Origin of the sequence: Mesorhizobium opportunistum WSM2075 (assembly GCF_000176035.2) — a bacterium.
Lineage (GTDB): Bacteria > Pseudomonadota > Alphaproteobacteria > Rhizobiales > Rhizobiaceae > Mesorhizobium > Mesorhizobium opportunistum.
Genome location: NC_015675.1, coordinates 1,505,849 through 1,523,994, shown reverse-complemented (window position 1 = coordinate 1,523,994; position 18,146 = coordinate 1,505,849). Strand labels below are relative to the sequence as shown.

Genomic DNA, 18,146 nt, shown 5'->3' with positions numbered 1-18,146 from the left:
CCATTCAATCAATATCTCAGAAATAGCGCTTGATTTCAATCGGCGGATGCGCGCATGATGAAAGAAAGCCGGCAAGCTAGGAACGCGATCAGCAAAAGTGGTCACCGGTTTTGCGTCCGATCGCGTTCCAAAACCAAAATGGGAACACAGCCGGCGCCAGCACAATGGGATGCCGCATGGCGGGACAGTCCAGGCCAGCAACCGAGATCACACCCGGAGTCCTGCCCTCCGGAGTCCTGCCCTCCGGAGTCTGGCCCCCCGGAGTCTGGCCCCCCGGGAGTCTGGCCCCCGGAGTCTGGCAATGACGGCGGCCGCGGAAGGGTCGCCCCCGTTGCGCATGACGCGGGCCAGACGAAATGCCCTTCTGCAATCCGAACCCGTACAGGGCTTTGCGCTGATCAGCCCGACCTTTCTCTACGCGCTCATCCTGCTGGTCCTGCCGATCCTGGTGGTCATCGCCCACTCCTTCTGGACGCAGCACTATCTGACCATCGACCGCACCTTCACGCTGGAGAACTACCGCGTCGCGCTGACCGAGCCGATCTATCGCGATCTGTTGTGGCGCTCGCTCTACATCTCGCTGACGGTCAGCCTGTTCACCGTCGTCCTGGCCTACCCGATCGCCTATTTCATTTCCTTCCATGGCGGCCGTCACAAGAGCCTCTGGCTGTTCCTGATCACCATCCCGTTCTGGACCAGCTCTCTCCTGCGCGTGATGTCGTGGAAGGTCATCCTCGGCTACAACGGCGTTTTGAATTCCGGCCTGATGGGCCTCGGCATCATCGACGAGCCGTCGACCGCGCTGCTCTACAATTCGAGCGCCGTCATCATCACGCTGACCCATGCCTGGGCGGCCTTCGCCATCCTGCCGATCTTCGTCTCGCTGGAAAAGGTCGACCGCACGCTGGTCGAGGCGGCAACCGACCTTGGCGACGGGCCGCTGCGTTCGTTCCTGCGCGTGACCTTGCCGCTGTCGGCGCCGGGCGTCATCTCGGCGGCGCTGATCGTCATGATCCCGACCGTCGGCGACTACGTCACGCCCAAGCTCGTCGGCGGCAAGGACGGCGTCATGATCGCCAACGCCATCCAGGCGCAGTTCGGCAAGGCTTCCAACTGGCCGCTGGGCGCCGCCCTTTCCGTCACTACCATGGTGATCGTGACGCTGATGGCCGGGGCCACGGTGCTGGTCATTCGCGCGCTGCAGAGGCTGGCGCGATGACGGCGGTGCGGCGCTTCCTGTCCAGCGGCTGGCTGTCCGCCTATGCCTTCCTCTATGTCGTCTTCCTCTATCTGCCCGTGATCTTCCTGCCGATCTTCTCGATCAACACGGCAGCGACGCCGAAGTTTCCGCTCTCCGGCTTTACGCTCAAATGGTATGAGGACCTGCCCAACACCCCGGCCCTGCTCGACGCCGCCTGGAACAGCCTGAAGGTCGGCGTCTGCGCCTCGGTTCTCGCCACGGTGCTCGGCATTCTCGCCGCCCGCTCGATCACCCGCTACCGCTATCCCGGCCGCCGCACCATCAACGGCCTGATCATGGCGCCGCTGGTGCTGCCCGAAGTGATCGTCGCCATCTCGATGCTGCTGGTGATGCTGCAGCTGGGTTTGAGCCTCTCGCTGTTCACCGTCGTGCTCGGCCACGTGCTGATCTGCATTCCCTATTCGATGACGGTGCTGACCTCCGGCTTCGAAGGTTTCGACCGCAGCCTGGAGGAAGCCTCCGCCGATCTCGGCGAAAGCGCCTTCGGCACCTTCCGTCGGGTGACGCTGCCGATGGTGGCGCCGGCCATCATCTCCAGCCTGCTGGTCTGCTTCACCATCTCGCTCGACGAGTTCATCATCGCCTTCTTCCTGACCGGCACCGAGGCGACGCTGCCGATCTACATCTGGGGTCAGTTGCGCTTCGCGGCGAAGCTGCCGGGCGTGCTGGCACTTGGGACGCTGCTACTGGTTGCCTCCTTCCTGCTGATGACAATCGCCGAAATCCTGCGTCGCCGAGCGGCCAGACGCACCCAGAACGAGGGAGGCCTCTATGCCTGAGCAGGCGCAGCGATCCATGATCGAGATCCGCAACGTCACCCGCAGCTACGGAGCGTTCAAGGCGCTGGACGATGCTTCGCTGACCATCAGGGAAGGCGAGTTCTTCTCGCTGCTCGGCCCTTCCGGCTGCGGCAAGACCACGCTGCTGCGCATGATCGCCGGCTTCGACAATCCGACCAGCGGTTCGATCGCGGTCGGCGGCCAGCCGATGGAAGGCATCCCAGCCAACCGCCGGCCGACCAACATGGTGTTCCAGAGCTACGCGATCTTCCCGCATCTCAATGTCGAGCAGAACGTCGCCTACGGGCTGAAGCGGCTGAGGCTGCAAGGCGGCGAGGAGAAGCGCCGCGTCGAGGAAGCGCTGGCGCAGGTGTCGCTGACCGGGCTCGGCAAGCGGCTTGCGACCGAACTCTCCGGCGGCCAGCGGCAGCGCGTGGCGCTCGCCCGCGCGCTGGTGATGCGACCCAAGGTGCTCTTGCTCGACGAGCCGCTGTCGGCGCTCGACAAGAAACTGCGCGAGCAGATGCAGGTCGAACTGCGGCGCCTGCAGCAGGCGGTCGGCATCACCTTCGTGCTGGTCACCCACGACCAGTATGAGGCGCTCGCCATGTCCGACCGCATTGCCGTGATGTTCGGCGGCAGGATCGCGCAGGTCGCTTCGCCGAAGGAAATCTATCAGCGGCCGGTCAACCGCCAGGTCGCCGACTTCCTCGGCGGCATGAACTTCGTCAAGGCCGAGATCGTCGAGGAGAACGGCGCCTCGCTGGTCGTCGACACGCTGGGCTTCGGCCGCGTCAAGACCGACAAGCCGAAGGCTTTCGTGCGCAATGGCGGTGGCGCTACTCTGGGTATCAGGCCGGAGCGCCTGCGCGTGCTGTGGGACAATGCAACCGCGAAATTCGAGGTCGCCGGCAAGGTGGTCGAGCGCCACTATTTCGGCGAGATCACCCATCTGATCGTCGAGGTACCGGGCCTGGAAAAGCCGCTGTCGGTGACCGAGACCAACGATTTCGGTGCCGACGACATTCCGGTCGGCACCCCGATCCGCCTCGCCTACGACCCCGAGGCCTTGGTGGCGATGTCGGACTGAAGCGCGGCCGCGATCTTCCTGGCAGCGATGCGCCCCGCCACGATCGCGCCCTCGACATAGCCCGGAAATGACGGCGACAGTTCCGACGCGGCGAAATGCACGGGCGGCGCGCCGGCAAGGATCGTTCGCTCGGCGTCCCTCGCCGTCACGTCGACGACGAGATCGCTATAGGCGCCGCCGCTCCAGCGGTCATGTGTCCAGTCTCGCCAACTGAAATCAACGACGGCGCCGGCATCCGGGCCGAGGGCTGCCTCCAGGCGGGCAGTCACTTCCGCACGCAGCCTCGCCTCGCCAAGATCACGCCAGCGCAGCGCCAGCGGGCCGCCGATGAACACGACGAGCGCGGCGTGGTCGACATCCTTGCTGGCGTCGCAGGCAAACAGTCCCGGCAGGTCGCGCCACATCACCATGCCGCACAAGTCGCGATCACGCCAGAACGGCCTGGCATAGCGCACGAGCAGTTTGATCACCGCACCGCTTTCCCACACGCCAAGCGCCTTGTTGAGGACCGCCGGCAAGGCAGGCGCGAAGTCGAGCTTTGCGGCTGTCGCCGGCGGCAGCGCGACCAGCACTTGTCGCGCCTCTATGGCGCCGCTGGCCGAGACGATACGAACCCCTTGCGGGCCGTGCTCGATGCGCGTGACCGGTTCACCGAGCCGCACCCGGCCGCCCAGATCGCCCGCCAGATCGTCGGCCAGCGATTGCATGGTGTCGCGCAGGAAATATTGCAGCTCCGGCACCTCGTTGGTGATGCGCCGGTCATTGTCGATCAGATGCCAGAGCGGCACCTTGTCCAGCGCCAGGCACCACAGGCCTTCGATCATCGAACGGAAGGCCACCCTGGCATCGGCCGGATCGTGCTGGCGGGCAAGCCAGTCGGCGACGGTCAGTCCGGCAATCGAGGCATCGTCGGGATCGATCCTGTTCATGCGCTCGCGGATCGCCATCGCACCATGGTAGGTTCGCTCGGCCTCTTCGATCGACATCGACGGATGGCTGATGAAATCGCCATTCACATAGGTTTCGACGAAGACCTTGCCGCGCGCCGCGGCCAGCGCCGTCACTTCCGGCATATCTTCGCAGAAAAACTGTCCGCCACTGTCGATCCGTTCGCCAAGCCCGTTACCAACAGCTTCGACCCTGCCGCCGACGCGGTCGCGTGCTTCCAGCAGCAGGAAATCGATGCCGGCCTTCTTCAGCTCGAGCGCTGCCGACAGGCCGGTGAAACCGGCGCCGACGATGACGACATCGGTGCTTTCCAAATCGTTCGTCAATAGCCGGCCTTGATCTTCTCGAACTCGGCGACCATGCGCTGCTTCAGTTCTGGCGCCACCGGCTGCTGGAACAGCGTCTTGTCGAGAAACTTGTCGAGATTGTCGAAGCCGCGGTCGGCCAGCACCTTGTGGTCGATCGCGGCCATGCCGGCGCCGTTGCCGTGGCCATAGCCGAAGGTCTTGACCAGATAGTCCGAAACAGCGGGAGCGTTGACCGCGTTCAGGAAATCATAGGCTTCATCCAGCTTTCCCGGCGCATCCTTCATCACCACATAGCCGCACACCCAGGTCGAAATGCCTTCCTTGCTGTCGCGGTTCATGGCGATCGGCAGGCCCTGCCCCTTCAGCGTCACATAGGTCTCGTTCCAGCCCCAGACGAGATCGACCTCGTTGCCGATGAAAGCCTGGTTGAGATCGGTGTCGTCGGTCCAGTAGAAACGGATGTTCTTGTGCACATCGCGCAGGAAGGCCGACGCCTCCTGGAACTGCGCATCGGTCATCTTGGTCCAGTCCTTCAGCCCGATGACCAGGCTTGCCAGCGCATAGGCGTCGTCGACATTGTCACCGATCGTGACACGGCCTCTATACTTCGGGTCGGCGAAGATCCTGAGCGACTGCGCCTCGTCGGCCGTTACCTTGTCGGTGCGGTAGAGCAACGACGTGTTGCCCCAGTCGAAGGGCATGAACCAGGCCTTGCCATCGGCGGTGACGGCTAGATCCTTCATCGCCATGATGCCGGGATTGAGGTCTTTCCAGCCCGCGATCCGGGAAGTGTCGAGCGGCTGCAGCATGCCGGCCTCGCGCCACTTGACCACGCTTTGCGAGCAGGGATGGGCGATGTCGGCCTTGAAGCCCGCCCGCATCTTCTCGAAGGCTTCGTCCTCGTCGCCGAAGAAGGCGAAGGTCGGCTCGGCGCCATATTTGGTCGTGTAGGCCGGGTGCAGCAGCGGGTCCTCATAGCCCGACCAGTCGAACACCACGAGATCGCCACCGCCTTCGGCGAAGGCATGGAGCGGACCGGCACCGATCATGCAGACAGTGGCAAGGGCAAGGCGGCGTAGCACTGACTTCATGGCAAACTCCCCCATCGCGAAAAAAGCTACGGTGAGGTTAGGAGAATTCGGCTCTCTTGGCGAGCCCGTCCACCTGCCATCCCGGCGCGTGGACGGAGAGGCGAAACCGGCTCAGTAGCCGGCTTTGATCTTCTCGAACTCAGCGATCATCTTGAGCTTGAGATCCGAGGGAACCGGCGACTGGAACAGGGTCTTGTCGACGAATTTCTGCACGTCGTCATAGCCCTTTTCCTTCAGGATCGCCTGATCGACGCCGGCCATGCCCTTGGCGTTGGCCTGGCCGTAACCCCAGTCCTTGACCAGCACCTTGGCGGTCTCCGGATCGTTGACGGCGTTCAGATAGTCATAGGCCTTGTCGATGTTGCCGGGCGCATCCTTGAACAGCACATAGCCGCAGACCCAGGTCGAGATGCCCTCATTGGTGTCCTTCTTCGACTTGATCGGCACGCCGGCCGCGACCGACTGCACCGTCGCATCGTTCCAGGCCCAGGCGAGGTCGACCTCGCCACCGCTCAGCAGTTGAACGACGTCGGTGGTGTCGGTCCAGTAGGAGCGCACGTTCTTGTGCACCTGGCGCAGGAAGTCGGACGCCTGCTTGAACTGGTCGTCCGTCATCTTGGTCCAGTCCTTGACACCGATGGCGAGGCTCGCCAGCGCATAGGCGTCATCGACATTGTCGCCGATCGACACCCGGCCCTTGAACTTCGGATCGGCAAACGCCTTCAGCGACTGGACGTCCTTCTCGTCGATCTTGGAGGAATTGTAGGTCAGCTGCGTGTTGCCCCAGTCCCAGGGCATGAACCAAGCCTTGCCGTCATCAGTCGTGGCAAGGTTCTTCATCCCCATGATGCCGGGATTGAGGTCCTTCCAGCCGGTGATCTTCGACGTGTCGAGCGGCTGCAGCAGGCCGGCCTCGCGCCATTTCGTCACGCTTTGCGAACAGGGATGGCCGAGATCGGCCTTGAAGCCGGAGCGCACCTTCTCGAAGGCTTCGTCCTCGTCGCCGAAGAAGGCGAAGGTCGGCGAATCGCCGTTCTTCTCGACATATTTCGGGTGGAAGCTGGGGTCTTCATAGCCGGACCAGTCGAATACGACCAGGTCCTTGTCGGCGGCGATCGCCAATGCGGCGGCCGAAGCCGCCAGCGTTCCCGCCAGCGCGAGCGTCAGTGTCAGGCGTCTCGTCAATGTCTTCATTGCTGTTCCATCCTCTGTGGTTTTCTTATGCTTTGGTCGCGCCTTTCAGCGGGTAGTGCTTCGGGAAAGCAGCCGACAGGAATTCGTTGGCCGCCAGCAGGGCGGTTTCGCGGGTGGTGTCCTCGGTCCCCATCATCAGCCGCAGCCACAGCCCCTCCAGCATGGCGCTGAGCGCCAGCGCCATCACCTGCGGCTCATAGGCATACGAGCCGCTCTGCTTGAGCGTCGTGCAGAGATCGATGAAGACCTGCTGGTAATAAGCGTCGCGCGAACTGCTCAGCGCCTGGTAGGTCGGCCGCGACTTGGCCTCGCCCCAAAAGGCCAGCCAGGCGGCGAGCTTGCGCTTGTTGCAGATCGAGCGGTCGAAGTCGGCCCACACCAGTTGCTGCAGCTGCCGCGCCGGATCGTCGCCTGCCTTCTGCAGGGAGGCGCGCCAATGCACCGAATACTCGTCATACATATGCTGCAACGTCGCGATCAGCAGCTTTTCCTTGCTCTCGAAATGGAAGTTGACGATGCCGCGCGAGAGACCCGCGCCATCGGCGACATCGGCCATCGTCGTCTCGGCATAGCCACGCTTGGCCAGCGAATCGATCGTCGCCTCGATCAGCTGCAGCCGACGGACCTCCTTCGAGGCCTTGCGGCCGCGCTTTTCGGTATCGCCTTTTGGCGCCGTTTCAGCGAGAATGTCCCTGGCTTCGGAAGTCTTCATGGATGTGACGGTCTCCAGCATTGCCGGCTATCCAACCGGCTTCCAACCGCGCAGATGAGTGGGACGGTGCTCGCCACTGTCAAGCGCCTTCTGCATGGCTTCCCAGGTCCTGATATTCTTGTCGACATAGGCCGCGCCGACCGCGGCTGCGACCGGCGCATAGAGTGGTCCTTTCAGCCTTTCCAGCTCGCCGCGCGCCACCTCGCGATACCAGGGATTGCGGTCCGTGACGGTGACATCGGCAAAGCCCGCACCTCGCATCGCCTGTGCATAGCGCGCCGGCGATGCCATGGCGAAGGACAGGCCCTCGGCGGCGACATACGCCTTCATCTCGGGTGACGGTTCGCCGTCATGCCCAATCATCCAGTTGGAGGCCGCGAAGACACCGCCGGGCTTCAGCACGCGGAATATCTCGGCGAACAAGGCGTCCTTGTCAGCCACATGCAGCAGCGCGTCCTTGGAAAAGACGACATCGAAGGAGCGATCGGCGAAAGGCAGCGGTCCAGGTGGCGCCTGGAGAAAGCTGGCGCGATCCGTGAGCCCGCGCGCGGCAGTTCGCCGTCGGGCCGCCTCGATCACCGGCTGTTCGACATCGAAACCGGTGGCGTGCGCGGCGCCGTGGCGCTCGACCAGATGCAGCGTGATGCCGCCCGAGCCGCAGCCGATATCGAGGATCGTCCTGCCCTCAAGCGAAAGCCCTTCGATCACCCTGTCGACCTCCTCGGGTCCACCCGGCGACAGGTAGCCATCGCCCCACAGCGCCTCAAGGAAGCGGATGGCGGTGTCGTCATACTCCGGCTCGGCATCTGCCGTTTCGATCATTCGATCCCCAATCGATGAATGCCCGTTTCGAACGTCGGCAAAGCGTAGCGCATGTCGAGGAAAACGCAACATAATTTGTTGAACATTCATTCAGTATGGCTGGACAGAATGGCCAATGCCGTGCCAAATTCCGCGCAATCGGGAACAGATCACGCAAAAATGAACAGCGGGTCGCACGTGAGAATTGAGCCAAAATGAAAGCTTGGGATGCGATCATCATCGGCGGCGGACACAATGGACTGGTCAACGCCTGCTATCTGCAGCGCGCCGGCCTCGACGTGCTGGTGGTCGAGAAGAACGACTGGGTCGGCGGCGCCGCCACCAGCCGCGAATTGACCCCGGGCTTCCTCTATTCCAACTGCTCCTATGTCTGCTCGCTGTTTCGTCCGGAAATCATGCGCGACCTGGAATTGCCCCGCTTCGGCCTGCAGGTCATCTCCTACGAAGGCGGCGCGGTGTTCACCCGCGACGGCGACTATCTCGCCAATTACCGCGACCACGATGCCCATCGGCGCGAATTCGCCCGCTTCTCCAAGCGCGACGCCGAAGCCTACGACCGCTACGCCCGCGATGTGACGCGGCAGTGCCGCTTCATCCAGCCGCTGTTGATGCGCACCGCGCCCGACCCGACCAGCCTCAAGCCACGCGACCTCGGCGAGCTGCTCTATCTCGGCAAGAAATTCGCCGGCCTCTCCGCCGAGGAGATGGCGCTGACGCTGCGGTTCTGGACCATGTCGATCTCGGAATTCCTCGACGAATATTTCGAGACCGATGTTATCAAGGCGAACTTCGCTTTGTCCGGTATCATCGGCACCGCGCTCGGGCCGATGTCGCCGGGCACGGCTTACGTGTTGCTGCACCACTATATGGGCGAGGTCGACGGCTCGGTCGGCGCCTGGGGCTATGCGCGCGGCGGCATGGGCGCGGTGACCAAAGCGCTGGCCGCTTCGTTCAAGGCCTCGGGCGGCACCATCCGCACCGGCGCCGAGGTCGACCATGTGCTGGTGAACCGAGGCAAGGCCAAGGGCGTGGTGCTGGCCGGCGGCGAGGAGATTTACGGCAAGCTCGTCGTCTCCAACGCCGATGTGAAGCGCACTTTCCTCAAGCTGGTCGAGGAAAAGGAGCTGCCCGACATTTTCCTGCGCCGGGTCAGGAACTTCAAGATCCGCGGCTCCTCCGGCAAGGTCAACATCGCGCTCGATTCGCTGCCGGAATTTCCGGCGCTGCCGAAGGATTCACCAATCTATCGCGGCGACATGCATTTCACCGATTCGATGGAGCGCATGGAGCGCGCCTACGACGACTGGAAGGCCGGTCGCTGGTCGGCCGACCCGTTCCTCGACATGGTGATCCCGACAACGCTCGACCCGACGATGGCGCCGCCGGGCAAGCACTTCATGAGCTGCTTCGTGCAGTATGCGCCGCCCAAGGTGAACGGCCGCGACTGGACCGACGCCGATCGCGACGGCTTCGCCGAAAGCGTGATCGCGCAGATCGCCGAGTACTCGCCGGGTTTCCGCGACCGCATCATCCATATGGAGGTGCGCACGCCGCGCGAGATCGAGGCCGAGGTCGGCCTCACCGAAGGCAACATTTTCCAGGGCGAACTGACCTTCGACCAGCTTCTGTTCAACCGCCCGGTGCCCGGCTACGCGCAATACCGTTCGCCGCTCGGTGGCCTCTATATGTGCGGCTCCTCGACCCATCCAGGCGGCGGCGTCATGGGTGCGCCCGGCCGCAACGCGGCGGCGGAAATCCTGCGCGATCTCGCCAAATCCACCTCGCATATGAGCCCGGCCCATGACGTCATTTGATGCAATCGTCATCGGCGGCGGCCACAACGGCCTGATCGCCGCCGCCACGCTGGCCAAAGCCGGCCGCAAGGCGCTGGTTCTGGAAGCCGGAACCGAAATCGGCGGCGCCGCGCGCACCGAGGAATTCGCGCCCGGCTTTCGCGTCTCGTCCGTCGCTCATCTGCTGAACCGGCTGCATCCCGATGTGATAAAAACGCTGGAACTGGAGAAGCACGGCCTAAGAATCCTGCGCGCCGACTTCATGCCGTCGGTTGCTCTGTCCACGGATGGTCCGCCGCTTGTCCTGCATGGCGCCTATGGCGAGGTGCTGACCGGCGCCAGTTCCTCCGAACAATCGGCCTGGAAGGATTTGCGCGCGCAGCTGCTGCGCTACGCCGGCATATTGAAACCGTTCCTTTCCCGCCGGCCGCCCGATCTTGCCGGTATGTCGCTGCTTGAGACGGCTGCCCTCGGCCAGGCCGCGCTGGCGCTGAAGAAGCTCGGCAAGGAAGACGTGCGCGATTTCCTGCGCGTGCTCTTGATGAACGTGGCCGACCTGCTCGACGAACAGCTTACCGATATCAGGCTGAAAGGCCTGCTCGCCTTCGACGCGACGCTCGGCAGCCATCTCGGTCCACGCTCGCCGACTTCGCTGCTTGGCCTCTACTATCGCTTGGCCGGCGAGACCGGCGGGGCGGCTGGTGCGCAGATGCTGCCGCAAGGCGGCATGGGTGCGGTCGTCACCGCCATTCGCGCTTCGGCGGAGAAGTCCGGCGTGACAATCCGCACATCGGTTCCGGTCGCAAAAATCATTGTCGAGAACGGCCGCGCCGTCGGTGTCGCGCTCGACAATGGCGAGGAGCTGCGCGCCAGAACAATCGTCTCCGCCATCGACCCGGCGACCACCTTCCTCGATCTTGTCGGCCCGCGCCAGGTCGACACCGGCTTCGTGCGCAAGGTGAAAAACATCCGCATGAAGGGTGATGCGGCCAAGCTTCATCTGGCGCTCGACCGGCCGCCGCAATTCGCCGGCGTCGATGCCGCCGGTCACAAGGGCCGCCTGGTCATCGCTCCCTCGCCCGATCATGTCGAGCGCGCCTTCAACCCGTCCAAATATGGCGAATTCTCGCCAGAGCCGGTGATGGAGATCACACTGCCCAGCCTTGCCGATCCGTCGCTCGCGCCTGATGGGGCCTGTGTGCTGTCGGCGGTGGTGCAATATGCGCCCTACGGGTTGAAAGAGGGCTGGGCTGCCGGCAAGCCGAACTTCCTCAAGGCTATCATGGCGCAGCTCGACACCTATGCCCCCGGCATCGGCAAGAGCGTCGTGCACGCCGAGCTTCTGACACCGGCCGACATCGAGGCGCGCTACCGCATGCCCGGCGGCCATTGGCACCATGGCGAACTGCAGGCCGACCAGATGCTGATCTCGCGTCCCGTCTCCGGCTGGTCGGGCTACGACACGCCGCTCGACGGACTGTTCCTGGCCGGCGCCGGCTCGCATCCTGGCGGCGGTGTTTCGGGTGCGCCGGGCCTGAACGCTGCGCGGCGTATTATTGCGATGAGGAGATAGGCATGGTTTTTCTATTCACGGAAGTCCAGCTCTACGGCGCCCCCCTCTGTCCTGCCGGACATCTCCCCCTCTTGGGGGAAGATTGGCAGTTCGTTCGGTCGGCGCTTTCCTTGCAACGTCGAGAATTGGCGAAATCGCCGACGACGTCCAATCTTCCCCCAAGAGGGGGAGATGTCCGGCAGGACAGAGGGGGGCGCAAAGGAACGCCGTCATGAATCATCATGTGGAAATCAACTCTGCCCGCATCGCCGCGCAATCCCATTTCCGCACGCTGCGCCTCGGCACGCCGTTCCAGCCGCGCCTCGATGCGCTGGCCAGGACCCAGGACTGGTACAATTGGGCCGGCTACCGCGCGCCGCATTCGCTGTGGGACGAGGAGCTTGAATATTTTGCCATCCGCAGCCAGGCGGCGCTGTTCGACATTTCGCCGATGACCAAATACCGGATCGAAGGGCCGGACGCCGAAGCCTTCCTCGACCGCGTCACCTTGCGCGACGTGACGAAGCTCAAGCCCGGCCGCGTCCACTATACGGCGTGGTGCGACGACGCAGGTTTTGTCCTCGACGACGGCACGCTGTTCCGGCTGTCGCCGACCCGTTTCCGGCTGTGTTCGCAGGAGCGGCATCTGCCTTGGCTTCTCGACAGCGCCATTGGCTTCAGCGTCACGGTCGAGGAAGAAACCGAGGCCGTCGCCGGCCTTGCGCTGCAAGGGCCGACCTCCTTCGCCGTCCTGCGCGATGCCGGCTTCGTCGGCGTCGAGAAACTCAAGGTCTTTGACCTCACCGATTTTCCCCATGACGGCGGTGCCGTCAACATTTCGCGCACCGGCTTCACCGGTGATCTCGGGTACGAACTGTTCGTGCCGGCCGACAAGGCGCTGAGCCTCTGGGACCGGCTGATGGCGGCGGGCGAGCTGCGCGGCATCCGCGCCATCGGCTACACCGCACTCAATCGCGCGCGGCTCGAGGCCGGGCTGATCGTCGCCAATGCGGACTTCACCACAGCCGAGCACGCCATTCGCGCCGACCGCTTGCGCATGCCGGACGAGATCGGGCTCGACTTCATGATCGATCCCGAAAAAGGCCATTTCAACGGCCGCCGCGCTATTCTCGAGGCCCGCGCCAAACGTAGGCTCCGCCATGTGCTGGTCGGACTGGAGATCGAAGGCAACGTCCCGGCCGAACACGCCATTGTCTACCACAAGAAAAGCCAGGAGGTCGGTCTGGTCAGCGCCGCCATGTGGTCGCCGATGGCCAAGCGCAACATCGCCATCGCCTCGCTGGCGCGGCCCTACGGTGATACTGTGGTGGAGGACCTCTGGGTCGAGATCTACGCCATGCGCGAGCTGCAATACCAGAAGCTGATGAAGCGGGCCAAGGTGGTGGCGCGACCCTTCATAAAGCTCGATCGCCGCACCGCCAATCCGCCGGCGGATTTCTGACCATGGCCGGCGAGACAGATGAAGATTGGGAAGCCACCGAGCAGTGGGAGCTGGTCAACACGCCGCTCGGCGAGAAATGGTCGGGACGCACGCGCTATGCCGCCGCCATGTACTTCTACAAACGCGGCGAGATGAGCGCCGAGACGCTCGAAGTCTATCGCATCTGCGCAAGGCTCGATTCGGAAAACCCGCTGCCGATCATCAGGGATCGTGGCGTCGGCAAGGACTGGCTGAAGCGCATCGGCTTCGAATAGGTGGTTCAGCCTATCGTTCTTTCCAGCATGCTTAGCCAGTTGCGGTAAGCGATCTTCTCGATCAGCGCCCGCCCGAAGCCGCGCGCGGCCAGCGCATCGATCAGCTTCGGCAGGCCGGCCACATCTCCGATGACTGCCGGGATCATGGCGCCATCGAAATCCGAGCCGAGACCGACGCCATCCTCGCCCAAGGCCTGCAGCAGGGAATCGACATGGCGCACCATGATGTCGAGGCTGGTGTCGGCATTCATGCGGCCGTCCTCGCGCAGGAACCCGGTGGCAAAGTTCAGCCCGACCATGCCGCCGGACTCGCGGATCGCGCCGAGTTGCCAGTCGGTGAGGTTGCGCGAATGACCGCAGATCGCATGCACGTTGGAGTGCGTGGCAACCAGCGGTGCATCACTAAGCGCAACCACGTCGCGAAAGCCTTTCTCGTTGAGATGCGAGAGGTCGATCATGATCTTCAGCTCGTTGCAGGCCTTGACCAGCGCCTTGCCGGCATCGGTCAGCCCAGGCCCGGTGTCGGGCGAAGAGGGAAAGCGGAACGGCACGCCATGGCCAAAGGCATTCGGCCGGCTCCAGACGATGCCGAGCGAACGCAGGCCCGCGGCATGCAGCACGTCGAGCATGGTGAGTTCGGGATCGATGGCTTCGACGCCCTCGATGTGGAACACGGCCGCGATCGTGCCTTTGGCCATGGCGTTGCGCACATCGGCGGCGCTGCGGCAGACGGCCAGCGCCCCCGCCCGTTCCAGCCGAAACAGGATCGAGGCCATAGCAATCGTAGAGTTGAGCGCATCGGTGCGCGGGACTTCGGGAGGCAAAGGCTCGCTGTCGCTCGGTGCCGAGGGTACGGCGCTGCGCCTGGCTTTCTCGACCGGCGGCGGGAAGATGGCGAACATGCCGCCGGCAAAGCCGCCGGCCTTGGCGCGCGGCAGATCGATGTGGCCGCCCGATTTCCCCTCGATAAACAGCTTTTCGACGTCCGTGTCCTTGGACTGATACAGCCTGAGCAGCGTGTCGTTATGGCCGTCGAAGACGGGGACGAGATCGGATGCGGTCATTGGGGGATCATTCGGTTCGTTTGTCGGCGCGGGAGCGATTATCATACCCACTTAGGCACGATGTGCTACCCGCGCAAATTACAAAGCCGTGCCAGTGGCTGCGCTTTTGTCCCCGCGCAGCTGATCACCCGCCTGTACGATCCTATTGCTTCAGCACGTCGGCCCATTCCTTATGCCGGCGGAACTGGGCGTTGGCGAACGGACAAAGCGGGATGATCTTCTTGCCCGCCGCACGCGCATCCTCGACGGCGCGGGTCACGAGCCGAAGCCCGGCACCCTGGCCGCGAAAGACGTCCGGCACTTCTGTGTGATCGATGATGATCTGGTGCTCGCCGATCTTGGTGAAGGTCATCTCGGCCTCGGCGCCACCGGGGCCGCGCAAGACATAGCGGCCCTTCGAGCCGCGATCCTCCAGTTCGATTTCAGGCAGTTGGTCGGGCATCTGCTAGACTCCTTGCGCGGCACCGGCAAAAAAAAGCCGGGCCGCCTCGATCTCATTCGGCCGCACCTCGTGCCCGCCATCGTGCCACTCCACTGTGACATCGGCGCCGTCGGCACGCAAATAGGCTTCGAGCCGTGTCGTCAGGTTCGGCGGGCAGATCGGATCGCGCTTGCCGGCGCTCACCAAGATGTGACGGCCGGCGAGGCTGCCGTTGACCTTTGGTTCGAACGGGATCAGCGGATGCATCAGCACCGAAGCGTCGAACAGTGCCGGTGCCCCGAACACCACCGAGGCCAGGATGTTGGCGCCGTTGGAATAGCCGAGGCCAAGCACCGCCGATGGCTTCGCAGCCTCAACATGCGCCTTGACGAACCCTGCCATCTTGCCCGTCGCCCGCGCCAAATCGTCCATGTCATAGACGCCCTCGCCGGTACGGCGGAAGAAGCGCGCCGCGCCTTGTTCGGACACATCGCCACGCGGCGAGATGATGGTGGCCTGGGGCGCGAGATCGCGCCCCAGTGAGACAAGCTGGCTCTCGTCGCCTCCCGTGCCATGGAAGACGAAGAGCAGCGGACCGCCGGGCGAACCGGGCAGCACCTTGTGGATGTAGGCGTCCTTGCTCATGGCTTCAGCCTTCCAGTTTCTGCAGATGCTGTTCGAGATAGGGTCTGAGGTGCTGGTGCTGCGTCGGCAGCTTCAGCGCCTCACCGAGATGAGCGGTATCTTCATCCCTGTCGAAACCCGGTTCGTTGGTGGCGACTTCGAACAGCACACCGCCCGGCGTGCGGAAATAGATCGCCCAGAAATAGTCACGGTCGATCACCGGCGTCACCCCATAGCCGGTGTCGGTCAGAGCCTTGCGCACTTCGAGCTGCTTGGCGCGGTTCTCGACGGCAAAGGCGACATGGTGGACGGAGCCGGCGCCGAGATCGGCGAAGGCCGCCGTCGGCAGCGATTCGATGTCGACGACATCAGCGCCGTTGCCGTTCTTCAGCGCCAGCCGCCTGACCGTGCCCGATTTCTCGACTTCCTCGTAGCCCATGAACTTCAAGAGCTCCTCGGTGGCGCCGCCATCCTTCAGCCTGAGCGCAACCGAGTGAAAGCCACGGATCGCCTCGTCGGCGGGAATGCCGCCCTTGGCCCAGGGCGCACGGCTGTCGGCCTTGTCCTCGACCAGCGCGAAACCGTCGCCGTCGGGGCCATCAAACCTGATCCGCTTCTCACCGAAGCTCTCCCCGCGCGAGACGCCGGTCACGCCTTCATCGGCAAAGCGCTTTTCCCAATAGGCGAGCGTGCCCTGCGGCACGGAATAAACCGTGGTGCCGACTTCGCCGACCCCGCGACGGCCCTTGCCGATATTGGGAAACGGGAAATAAGTCATCACCGAACCGGGCGTGCCGACCTCGTCGCCATAATAGAGATGGTAGATGTCGGGCGCGTCGAAATTGACGGTTTTCTTGACCCGGCGCAGGCCGAGCTTGTGGGTGAAGAAATCATTGTTCTGCCTTGCATCCTTGGCCATCGAGGTGACGTGATGCAGCCCCTTGATCTGGTCGAGCATTGTCTTGCTCCTTCCCTTGGTGTCTGTGCGGCCCTCGCCGCTGTCCACCCCAATATGAGGACACCACCGTTTGCGGCAAAGGCGGCAAACACAGAATGGACTGTGCTGCAAAAGTGAACAATCGAAAGCTATTTGTTCACCAATCGACTCACAGAAGCGGTCTTGCGCCATTGCCGGAAATCGGTTCCATGAGCGGCGTTCGAACAATGCAGCGAAAGGTATAACACGTGGCTGGAACAGGCAGGCGCCCCAACGTTCTCCTGATTACCTGCGACCAGTGGCGCGGCGATAGCCTCTCGGCCGCCGGCCATCCCGTGGTGAGGACACCGAATGCCGATGCGCTGGCCGCCGAAGGCGTGCTGTTCAAGCGCCACTATGGCGGCGCCGCACCTTGCTCGCCGGCTCGCGCCTGCCTCTACACCGGCCTCTACCAGATGAACAATCGCGTCTGCCGCAACGGCACGCCACTCGACGCTCGCCACGGCAACATTGCGCTGCATGCGCGCAGTCTGGGCTACGACCCGACGCTGTTCGGCTACACCGATGTGTCGCTCGATCCGCGCTTGCTGGCGCCAGGCGACCCAAGGCTGCAAAGCTACGAAGGCGTGCTGCCGGGTTTCACGGTGCGCCAGCTGCTGCCCGAGCATCAGAAGCAATGGCTTTCCTGGCTGAAGCAGCAAGGCATCGATGTCAGCGCCGGATCGCCCGGCATCCATCGTCCCCTGGAAGATCATGCCGACGCAGTGACAGAGGCGCCGCCAGCCTATTCGAAAGACCATACGCCGACCGCTTTCCTTGCCGGTGAGTTCATCCGCTGGCTGGGCGAGCAGGAGCAGGCCACGCCCTGGTTCGCGCATCTCTCCTTCATCAGCCCGCACCCACCCTTCATCGTGCCGGAGCCCTACAACACGCTGTACGATCCGGCCGACGGCCCGGTCTTTCACCGCGCGGAGAGCTGGCGGGCCGAAGCGCAGAGCCATCCCTATCTCGCCTATGATCTTGGCCGGCAGAAACGCGCGAAGTTCCGATCCGGCGCTGTGGGCAAAGTGCACGACTGGAGCGAGGATGATTTCCGCCAGATCCGCGCGATCTATTACGGCATGATCGCGGAGATGGACGCGCAACTCGGCCGCATCTGGCAAGCAGTCAAGGCCGCGGGTGCGTGGAACGACACCCTCATCGTGCTGACGTCGGACCACGCCGAGATGATGGGCGACCATTTCATGCTGGGCAAGGGCGGCTACTTCGACGGCAGCTACCACATCCCGCTGGTCATTCGCGATCCGCGACATCGCAAAGCCGCCGGCAGCACGGTCGATCGCTTCACCGAAGCGGTCGACATCTTACCCACGCTTATGGATCTGCTTGGTGGGGCCCCCGAGCCGCATCTCGACGGATGCTCGCTGAAACCGTTCCTGAGCGGCGGAACGCCCGCTGTCTGGCGCGACGCCGCTCATTGGGAGTTCGATTTCCGCTCGATCGCGGACGGCGAGGCCGAGCGGCATTTCGGCATTGCCTCGCGCCAGTGCAATTTGGCCGTCATCCGCACCAAAAAATTCAAATACGTACATTTCGGCGGCGGCTTGCCACCCTTGCTTTTCGACGTCGAGGCAGACCCTGGCGAACTGACCAACCTCGCCACCAGCCCTGCGCATCTGTCCACCCGTCTGGAATTCGCCGAGCGGCTTCTCGCCTGGCGTGCCGAACATCTCGACCAGTCACTGGCGCTGGCGGAACTGACGGACAATGGTGTGGCTGGGTATGTAGGCAGTAGGCAGTAGGCAGTAGCATCCGCGGCGGCCTGATGTTGGCC

The 18,146-nt window shown here is 63.7% G+C and carries 17 protein-coding genes; 8 read left to right on the top strand and 9 right to left on the bottom strand.

The features are described from left to right. Window positions 1–301 precede the first annotated feature (301 nt). The 3 genes from MESOP_RS07305 to MESOP_RS07295 are packed head-to-tail and all read left to right on the top strand — an operon-like array spanning window position 302 to window position 3,130. Window positions 302–1,219 carry an ABC transporter permease gene (locus MESOP_RS07305; protein WP_013892692.1) on the top strand — a complete coding sequence of 306 codons (918 nt, stop codon included), beginning with the start codon at window positions 302–304 and terminating at the stop codon, window positions 1,217–1,219. After that, window positions 1,216–2,040: an ABC transporter permease gene (locus MESOP_RS07300; protein ID WP_013892691.1), complete on the top strand. Its 825-nt coding sequence runs from the start codon at window positions 1,216–1,218 to the stop codon at window positions 2,038–2,040. The genes MESOP_RS07305 and MESOP_RS07300 overlap by 4 nt, the downstream gene beginning before the upstream one ends. A 16-nt stretch (window positions 2,041–2,056) precedes the next feature. Next, a complete protein-coding gene (locus MESOP_RS07295) occupies window positions 2,057–3,130 on the top strand; it encodes an ABC transporter ATP-binding protein (protein WP_041164024.1) in 1,074 nt (357 codons plus the stop codon). Here MESOP_RS07295 and MESOP_RS07290 read toward each other — a convergent pair. The 5 genes from MESOP_RS07290 to MESOP_RS07270 form a co-directional block, all read right to left on the bottom strand. Continuing rightward, window positions 3,094–4,404, bottom strand: coding sequence for a flavin monoamine oxidase family protein (locus tag MESOP_RS07290; protein WP_013892689.1), 1,311 nt, complete (start codon window positions 4,402–4,404; stop codon window positions 3,094–3,096). The two genes, MESOP_RS07295 and MESOP_RS07290, sit on opposite strands and share 37 nt — an antisense overlap. Beyond that, window positions 4,401–5,477: an extracellular solute-binding protein gene (locus MESOP_RS07285; RefSeq protein WP_013892688.1), complete on the bottom strand. Its 1,077-nt coding sequence runs from the start codon at window positions 5,475–5,477 to the stop codon at window positions 4,401–4,403. The genes MESOP_RS07290 and MESOP_RS07285 overlap by 4 nt, the downstream gene beginning before the upstream one ends. Before the next feature lie 111 nt (window positions 5,478–5,588). Continuing rightward, window positions 5,589–6,671, bottom strand: coding sequence for an ABC transporter substrate-binding protein (locus MESOP_RS07280; protein ID WP_013892687.1), 1,083 nt, complete (start codon window positions 6,669–6,671; stop codon window positions 5,589–5,591). A gap of 25 nt (window positions 6,672–6,696) precedes the next feature. Next, the gene (betI, locus tag MESOP_RS07275; protein WP_013892686.1) at window positions 6,697–7,404 is read right to left on the bottom strand and encodes a transcriptional regulator BetI; all 708 of its coding nucleotides are present in this window, start codon (window positions 7,402–7,404) and stop codon (window positions 6,697–6,699) included. A 6-nt stretch (window positions 7,405–7,410) separates the two neighbouring features. After that, window positions 7,411–8,205, bottom strand: a complete 795-nt coding sequence (locus MESOP_RS07270) for a methyltransferase domain-containing protein (protein WP_013892685.1) — start codon at window positions 8,203–8,205, stop codon at window positions 7,411–7,413. A 194-nt stretch (window positions 8,206–8,399) separates the two neighbouring features. On the opposite strand from MESOP_RS07270, the gene MESOP_RS07265 reads away from it, so the two are divergent. The 4 genes from MESOP_RS07265 to MESOP_RS07250 all read left to right on the top strand — a co-directional run bounded on the left by MESOP_RS07265 (window position 8,400) and on the right by MESOP_RS07250 (window position 13,266). After that, entirely contained in the window at window positions 8,400–10,019 is a 1,620-nt protein-coding gene (locus tag MESOP_RS07265; protein WP_013892684.1) for a phytoene desaturase family protein, read from the top strand. Beyond that, window positions 10,006–11,571, top strand: coding sequence for a phytoene desaturase family protein (locus MESOP_RS07260; protein ID WP_013892683.1), 1,566 nt, complete (start codon window positions 10,006–10,008; stop codon window positions 11,569–11,571). Before MESOP_RS07265 ends, MESOP_RS07260 begins: the two co-directional genes overlap by 14 nt. A gap of 211 nt (window positions 11,572–11,782) precedes the next feature. After that, a complete protein-coding gene (locus tag MESOP_RS07255) occupies window positions 11,783–13,012 on the top strand; it encodes an aminomethyl transferase family protein (protein WP_013892682.1) in 1,230 nt (409 codons plus the stop codon). A 2-nt stretch (window positions 13,013–13,014) separates the two neighbouring features. Then, the gene (locus tag MESOP_RS07250) at window positions 13,015–13,266 is read left to right on the top strand and encodes a hypothetical protein (protein WP_013892681.1); all 252 of its coding nucleotides are present in this window, start codon (window positions 13,015–13,017) and stop codon (window positions 13,264–13,266) included. A 5-nt stretch (window positions 13,267–13,271) separates the two neighbouring features. Here the strand turns inward: MESOP_RS07250 and MESOP_RS07245 are convergent, their stop codons facing one another. The 4 genes from MESOP_RS07245 to MESOP_RS07230 form a co-directional block, all read right to left on the bottom strand. Next, window positions 13,272–14,330, bottom strand: coding sequence for a dipeptidase (locus tag MESOP_RS07245; RefSeq protein WP_013892680.1), 1,059 nt, complete (start codon window positions 14,328–14,330; stop codon window positions 13,272–13,274). A gap of 142 nt (window positions 14,331–14,472) precedes the next feature. Continuing rightward, on the bottom strand, window positions 14,473–14,772 hold the full coding sequence (locus MESOP_RS07240; protein WP_013892679.1) for a GNAT family N-acetyltransferase: 300 nt from the start codon (window positions 14,770–14,772) through the stop codon (window positions 14,473–14,475). Window positions 14,773–14,775: 3 nt separating this feature from the next. Continuing rightward, window positions 14,776–15,396 (bottom strand): alpha/beta hydrolase, encoded by a 621-nt coding sequence (locus MESOP_RS07235; RefSeq protein WP_013892678.1) that lies wholly within the window; start codon window positions 15,394–15,396, stop codon window positions 14,776–14,778. 4 nt (window positions 15,397–15,400) lie between these two features. Then, on the bottom strand, window positions 15,401–16,333 hold the full coding sequence (locus MESOP_RS07230) for a VOC family protein (RefSeq protein ID WP_013892677.1): 933 nt from the start codon (window positions 16,331–16,333) through the stop codon (window positions 15,401–15,403). Between the two features lie 227 nt (window positions 16,334–16,560). Between MESOP_RS07230 and MESOP_RS07225 the strand changes: the two genes are divergently transcribed. Further along, window positions 16,561–18,114 carry an alkaline phosphatase family protein gene (locus tag MESOP_RS07225; RefSeq protein ID WP_013892676.1) on the top strand — a complete coding sequence of 518 codons (1,554 nt, stop codon included), beginning with the start codon at window positions 16,561–16,563 and terminating at the stop codon, window positions 18,112–18,114. Window positions 18,115–18,146: the final 32 nt, after the last annotated feature.